We start from the raw sequence: 6,169 nt of genomic DNA, 5'->3' as shown, positions 1-6,169 counted from the left end.
TGGCCGCGGCCCGCTTTTGTTTTACCCACAAGCAAACAACATAAACTAGCGTAAGTGTTTTAACGCTGTATCTTTTTGTCGGCATGTTTATTCCCATACAGCACTCTTGGTCGGCGCCGTTTTAATTGCCTGAACCAGTCAGCTGTATCTTGGAAATCATGCGAGTGGGAATCGTGACTGGAGCATCTCGGGGCATAGGTGCCGTCTTCGCCGATAGGCTCGGGCAGCTACGTCCAGACCTAGATGAAATCTGGTGTATCTCTCGTAGCTACAACGATGATTCTTCCAGCGAGGCCGCTGAACACTCTAGGACCCAAGGTTCGCGTCTTCGATATCTTCGTCTAGACCAGTCCGATGATGATTTTGGCGATAAGCTCCGGAATCGTGTTGAGCGCCATCACGCGACGATAGTTTATTTAATCCTCAATGCCGCGTACGCGAATTATGGCGATGTTAATACCCAGGACTTTTCGCGGGCTGATCAAATGATACAGACGAATATTCGCGGAACGGTCGCAGCGGTTTACTCTCTAAACGATTTATTCGAAGAGGATGGCCACATTATTCTGGTTTCGTCGATCTCGGCTGTAGCACCAACTCCAGGGATCGCGGTGTACACAGCATCGAAAGCGTTTATTCGGCATTGGGGTATCAGCCTTAGGGATGAATTAAGGCCTAATGGTGTAACTGTAACTATTTGCTACCCGGGAAAGGTTAAGACCAAGGCGCTCCGGGACGTCGTGAAGCAGGCGAAGTCGGTGAAGTTGCGTCTTATGCCTGAGCAGAATCTCAGTTATCTGGTGGAGCGCACGTTACGTGCAGCGGAGAGCGGCCGAGCGGAGGTCGCACCCGGTCTATATGGTCTGGTGATGGCTCTATTTAAGGCTGTGCCGAAACGTGTTGTGGCTCGACTGGCGCGGTTAGTTTGAGGCCCTCTAGTTTCGCGGTATCAAACTTTCGTTTAACCCCCTGGGTTTAGTCCATTTAGCAGCCAGTATTATCTGAGTAGGCTACGAAGTATGCGTAAGTTATTCACAGCCGCTTCGGTCTATCTCGGTCTTGGTCTATTTTCTGGCGTTTTCTATCGTGAATTTACCCGTGCAATGGATTTTGGCGATAAAACGCAGCTCAATACGCTGCACACGCATTTCCTTGTCCTTGGCACGATCTTTTTCTTGGTTGCGCTGGCATTGGATGGTCAATTCAATATTTCAGCTGTCAAGGGCTTTGATCGCTGGTTCATTGTTCAGAATGTCGGCATTGTTTGGACGATCGGCATGATGGTGGCAAACGGTATCGTCCACGTTGTTTCAGGCCCGGAGGCCTGGGGTCCGATGTACTCGGGAATTGCAGGACTCGGCCACATTATCCTGACGGTTGGCTTTGTGTGGTTCTTTATGCTTCTCAATAAGGCGCTGAAGAATCGTGAACGCGTGGATCGCAAGGCCAACGCAGCCGTATAAATTTCCAGCGGAAATGCGTGAGTCGGATAGCTGATTCGGCCTAGGTAATAAGGCGAAATAAAACCCCGTGCAGAAACTATATCTGCACGGGGCGCTTTCATATAGCGGCGGCTATTCGTCTGCGATAGCGGCCAGAGGTGGTGTCTTCGCGGCCTTCTGACCAGGTCCGAGAGCAGCAATAACGCCTACAATCGCAGACCCAAGCAGCATGAGAACAACCTGCAGCCACGGTACCGCAATAGTATTCAGGCCCTCATCCTTCAGCACGGTCAGCAGTGACCAGCCAAGGAACAAGCCGAGGACAATACCCACGACTGCGCCGAAAATGGAGATTTCCACAGATTCCAGGCGAATCATCCGGCGAATCCCCGAGCGCTGCAGGCCGACGGCTCGAAGCATGCCAATCTCCTGGCGGCGCTCGACAACTGAGAGCGCGACAGTATTGATAATTCCCAGAATCGAAATGATGACCGCCAGTGCCAGCAGTGCGTACACGATTCCCAGCATGACATCGATAGAGGCATTAGCCAGGCCCGCAAACTCCTTGGCAGTCATCACTTGTACTACGAGGTAGTCCGCAACGGCGTCGCTAAGCTTTTGCTTCATTTTATCCACGGCGCCGCTGTCTGCCGCGATGGAATCGGAGACATCGACGTAGGTCTGGAACGGTAAGACAAGCCTGCTGTTGATGTGCTCATGGATGGCAGCATCGGAAATGATGATGGACTGACCGGGATCGCCAGTGTCGGCAAAGATACCGGTGATGGGGAGCTGCGCGACACCACTCTTGGCAATTACTGCGAGTTCAGTGCCAATTTGCCATCGGTTCTTCTGCGCTGTTGATTCGTTGATGACAATGCCCGCCTCCGGCTTCGCCAGATCGAGGGAGCCCTGGATGGCGCGGGTACCGTACCACTTGGCAACGTCACTATTGAAAACGGATGCGTTGCCTCCTTCTGGTCCGCCTTCGAGTTGTTCGGGCATGGAGTCCATCATCGTGGCGGCTTCTTCAGGTGGGATCACCAGCAGTGCACCAATCGACAACGTTGCGGTGTCTTCGACACCATCGATATCCTTCACCGCGTCCTCGACACCAAGAGGCAGGGCCGAATGCGCAGTCAGAGGCGGTGAGAGCACGAAGTCAGCCGTCAGATTGGTCTCTGACCACTCATTGACCGCTTCCTTCATGGACACGCCGAACATGCCAATCACAGTCACCAGCGCAAGTCCGAGCGTCAGTGCAAACGATGTGGTTCCCGTTCTGCGCGGATTGCGGTGAGAGTTCGTTGCCGCAAGCTTGCCGACGGTTCCAAAAGGCGCACCTACGACGCGCCCCAGTCCTCCGATCAGAGGCATGGACAGCGCAGGGCCGACAAGCCAGACGGAGGCTACGGCCATCACCGCACCGACACCAACGAAGATGGCGCGAATCTTGGTTTCCGCGTCGTTCCACTGCAATGCCCAGGCAATGATTGCAATAGCGGCGGATGCCAGCACTGCGCCGGTCCACGTCCGAGCACTGAGACTATTGCTGGGTGTTTGGTCCCCAGAGCGCATGGCTTCTACGGGAGGGACTGCGCCAGCGCGGGCCGCCGGTGTCCAGGCGGCAATCATGGTAATTACCACGCCGACAATGAGAGGCACGATAACCGCAACCGGTTCGAATGTCAGGCCGTCGCCGGGCATGGAGATACTCATGGCATCGAGAAGCATGAATAGCCCCTGGCTCAGCCCAAACCCCGTGATTACACCTAGTGCAGAACCGATGAGGCCAACAATGAATGCCTCCAAGAGGACGGACGCAGTGAGCTGTCGTCGTGAAGCACCGAGGGCGCGGAGGAGAGCGAATTCCTTCATGCGCTGAGTGACCAGCATGGTGAAGGTATTGGAGATGATGAAGATGCCGACCAGCAGACCGATGAGCCCGAAAGCGATGAGGAAGTAGTTAACAAAGCTTAAGGCGGAGGAGACACGTTCGGAAGCCTCGTCGGCGAGCTTAGAGCCGGCCTCTACCTTGAGGTCGGGGAACGCAGCCGCGACGTCACGGGTGAGTGCGGCGGCGTCGGTGGTGGAATCGGCAGCGAGGGTGAACATGTCCGCATGTCCGTCTTCGCCGTAGAGCTCGCGCCACTGATTCTGGGTGAAGAAGACCGCGAGGTAGCCAGTTTCGTCGATGGAGGTATCAGCGATGCCGACGACCTTCACCGTCGCCCGATCGAGGCGGGTGGCCACCTTGATTTCAGTGCCGACGTGGAGGTTGCCGAGTTTGGCGGTGGCGGAGTTGACGACCACCTCACCTGGTGCTTCCGGTGCGTGCCCCTCGGTAATTGTGACTTTGTTGCCCACCGCTTCGGCCGCTGGATAGTAGGGAAGGCCCATCGATGGCGAACCATTGGTCTGAATCGGCTTGCCATCGGCTCCCGTGGCCGTAATGCTGTTGTTGGGATTGCCGATGTTGAGGGCGTGCACCCCAGGGAAGTTCTCTACCTTCTGTTCAGTTTCTTTGGTGAGCGCACCGGGATTGTCAGCAGGGGCCGTCACCACCACGTCGACACCGTCATAAGCGGTACTCATTGCGCCCTTAAAGGCCTTGTCCAGCGATGATGTGAACACAAATGCGCCGGTGATGAAGGCCGTGCCCAGCACGACCGAAATAATTGTGAGCACGAGGCGCAACTTGTGTGAGGTGATGTTGCGCCAGGCGACGCGGCTCAGCGTGGAAGACGATGATGCCATGGGGGAGATGACCTGCCTTCCTAAAGATTCTCAATATCTGCCATGCGCGCCAAGATATCGGCGGGCGTGGGATTGCGAAGCTCGTCAACCACGCGGCCATCCGCGAGGAACACAACACGGTCTGCGTAGGACGCGGCGGTGGCATCATGCGTCACAATGACGACGGTTTGGCCGATGTCATCAACCGCATCGCGGAGAATCGTCAATACCTCACGAGATGAGTTCGAGTCCAAGTTGCCCGTCGGCTCATCGCCAAAGATGATCTCCGGCCGGCTGACAATGGCACGCGCACAGGCGACACGCTGCTGCTGGCCACCGGACAGTTCCGAGGGGCGGTGCGTAAGCCGTTCTTTAAGCCCGAGGCGCGTGGTGATTTCCTCGAACCACTGCTTATCCACCTTCCGACCAGCGATATTGATAGGCAGGGTGATGTTCTCTGCCGCCGTCAACGTCGGCACCAGGTTGAAGGACTGGAACACAAAGCCCAGGCGATCACGCCGCAGCGCCGTGATTTCCTTGTCCGACAGCTTCGACAGATCCGTCGTGCCGATGTACGCGCTTCCCGACGTCGCGGAGTCCAAACCGGCCATGCAGTGCATCAATGTCGACTTACCGGACCCGGACGGGCCCATAATCGCGGTGAACTCACCAGCGGCAAAAGAGATATCGACATGGTCCAGTGCAGTAACAGCGGCATTGCCGACACCGTACTTCTTGGTGAGCCTCTCAGCGTAGGCCGCCGCTGGTGGGGCGGGATGCTCCAAAGAAGATTCAGCGGATGATTTAGCGGATTGTTGTGCATGCTTGGCAGACATGGGGGAGGGGGTTCTCTTCTAATTAGATTTGATCAACGGCGAATTAATATCCGGCAGCGAAAGCGGATTGAAAACGCTGCGGCGGGAATGGAACGTTCGTTGTTCACCAGTCACGGGGTCAGCGAAACTCATTTCTACACAGACCAGGTGCAGGGGCTCCGAGGTATTCTCGGCCTCCAGCGGCAGAATCTCCGGGTAGTACTGGTCGCCCAGGATGGGAAAGCCCAGCTCACTCAAGTGCAGCCGCAGCTGATGAGTGCGTCCGGTGATGGGTTTCAATTGCCACAGCGCAACGCGACCACTGTCGGCAGCGAGGCCGTCGGCGTCCGAAGGCACGTCGACAAGCGAAATGTGCTCGATGATGGTGTGGGCGTTTGGCTCGCCCTCGAGAGTATAAGCCTGCATCTGGCCAGCAACTTTGTGCTGTCGTGTGCGCAACTCCAGCGGGGTCTCGGGCAGGGCTTCGCTGGTCGCGCCAGCGATGGGTGTGGGCGATGTCAGCGCGTGATAGCGCTTAGTGACTTCCCCAGATGCGAAAAGCCCCTGGTAGGCGCCACGAACTTCGCGCCGGGCGGTAAAGATGAGCAACCCCGACGTCAGTCTGTCGAGGCGATGCGCGGGAACCAACTCCGGATTTCCCAGCTCCCGCCGCAGGCGTACGACAGCGGTTTCCGTGATGTGTCGGCCGCGTGGCATCGTTGCCAAAAACGACGGCTTGTCGACGACCACAAGGTTGTCATCTTGAAAGACAATCGGCATCGGCCCCGCGATTGTGCGCTCCGGTGCCGGGGTGCGGTAAAACCACATTTCCGCGCCGGGCTTCACCATGTCATCCGGACTGTACGGCACTGAGTTGGCGCGAACGACGAGCCCATCTGCAAAGCGTTTAGCCACGGCCGCTTCATCATCGTCCGGGTGGCGATGGGTTTGACCTGCGATAGCGCCTGCGAGCAGATCCCACGCACGGGTGGGGGCATCGCCACGACGCCCGGGAGCGGCGATGCGGGATGGGTTGAGCCCATCGCGAATGGGCAGTGGCATGCGACGCATACGGCTGACTTTAACAGGTGCCCCGGATTCATCTGGCCGACAAGCGGAGCTGCTGTGACATGGCGGTGTTGGTATCGCCCCTAATGGCGTAGGTGGACAACATTC

Annotated in this window: 5 protein-coding genes; 2 read left to right on the top strand and 3 right to left on the bottom strand. The window is 56.9% G+C overall.

The window, feature by feature from the left end:
* Positions 1-173 precede the first annotated feature (173 nt).
* Both HMPREF3130_RS10455 and HMPREF3130_RS10450 read left to right on the top strand, forming a co-directional pair.
* Positions 174-929 carry an SDR family NAD(P)-dependent oxidoreductase gene (locus tag HMPREF3130_RS10455; RefSeq protein WP_168157923.1) on the top strand — a complete coding sequence of 252 codons (756 nt, stop codon included), beginning with the start codon at positions 174-176 and terminating at the stop codon, positions 927-929.
* A gap of 90 nt (positions 930-1,019) precedes the next feature.
* Entirely contained in the window at positions 1,020-1,463 is a 444-nt protein-coding gene (locus HMPREF3130_RS10450) for a DUF2871 domain-containing protein (protein WP_038627034.1), read from the top strand.
* 111 nt (positions 1,464-1,574) lie between these two features.
* Here the strand turns inward: HMPREF3130_RS10450 and HMPREF3130_RS10445 are convergent, their stop codons facing one another.
* Genes HMPREF3130_RS10445 through HMPREF3130_RS10435 form a run of 3 tightly spaced genes read right to left on the bottom strand, consistent with a single transcriptional unit; the run spans position 1,575 to position 6,064 of the window.
* Positions 1,575-4,199 (bottom strand): ABC transporter permease, encoded by a 2,625-nt coding sequence (locus HMPREF3130_RS10445; RefSeq protein ID WP_070429931.1) that lies wholly within the window; start codon positions 4,197-4,199, stop codon positions 1,575-1,577.
* Positions 4,200-4,219: 20 nt separating this feature from the next.
* Positions 4,220-5,014 (bottom strand): ABC transporter ATP-binding protein, encoded by a 795-nt coding sequence (locus HMPREF3130_RS10440; RefSeq protein ID WP_246815151.1) that lies wholly within the window; start codon positions 5,012-5,014, stop codon positions 4,220-4,222.
* An 18-nt stretch (positions 5,015-5,032) separates the two neighbouring features.
* Positions 5,033-6,064 carry a pseudouridine synthase gene (locus HMPREF3130_RS10435; protein WP_070429930.1) on the bottom strand — a complete coding sequence of 344 codons (1,032 nt, stop codon included), beginning with the start codon at positions 6,062-6,064 and terminating at the stop codon, positions 5,033-5,035.
* Positions 6,065-6,169 lie beyond the last annotated feature (105 nt).

This window comes from Corynebacterium sp. HMSC14B06 (genome assembly GCF_001807075.1).
Classification (GTDB): domain Bacteria; phylum Actinomycetota; class Actinomycetes; order Mycobacteriales; family Mycobacteriaceae; genus Corynebacterium; species Corynebacterium jeikeium_D.
Note: the sequence above shows the minus strand (reverse complement) of the source record. Positions and strands in the feature narration are given on the sequence as shown.

Excerpts from the sequence above, each read along its gene's own strand:
- HMPREF3130_RS10450 (WP_038627034.1), top strand. The coding sequence starts at position 1,020 with ATGCGTAAGTTATTCACAGCCGCTTCGGTCTATCTCGGTCTTGGTCTA.
- HMPREF3130_RS10445 (WP_070429931.1), bottom strand. The coding sequence starts at position 4,199 with ATGGCATCATCGTCTTCCACGCTGAGCCGCGTCGCCTGGCGCAACATC.
- HMPREF3130_RS10440 (WP_246815151.1), bottom strand. The coding sequence starts at position 5,014 with ATGTCTGCCAAGCATGCACAACAATCCGCTAAATCATCCGCTGAATCT.
- HMPREF3130_RS10435 (WP_070429930.1), bottom strand. The coding sequence starts at position 6,064 with ATGCGTCGCATGCCACTGCCCATTCGCGATGGGCTCAACCCATCCCGC.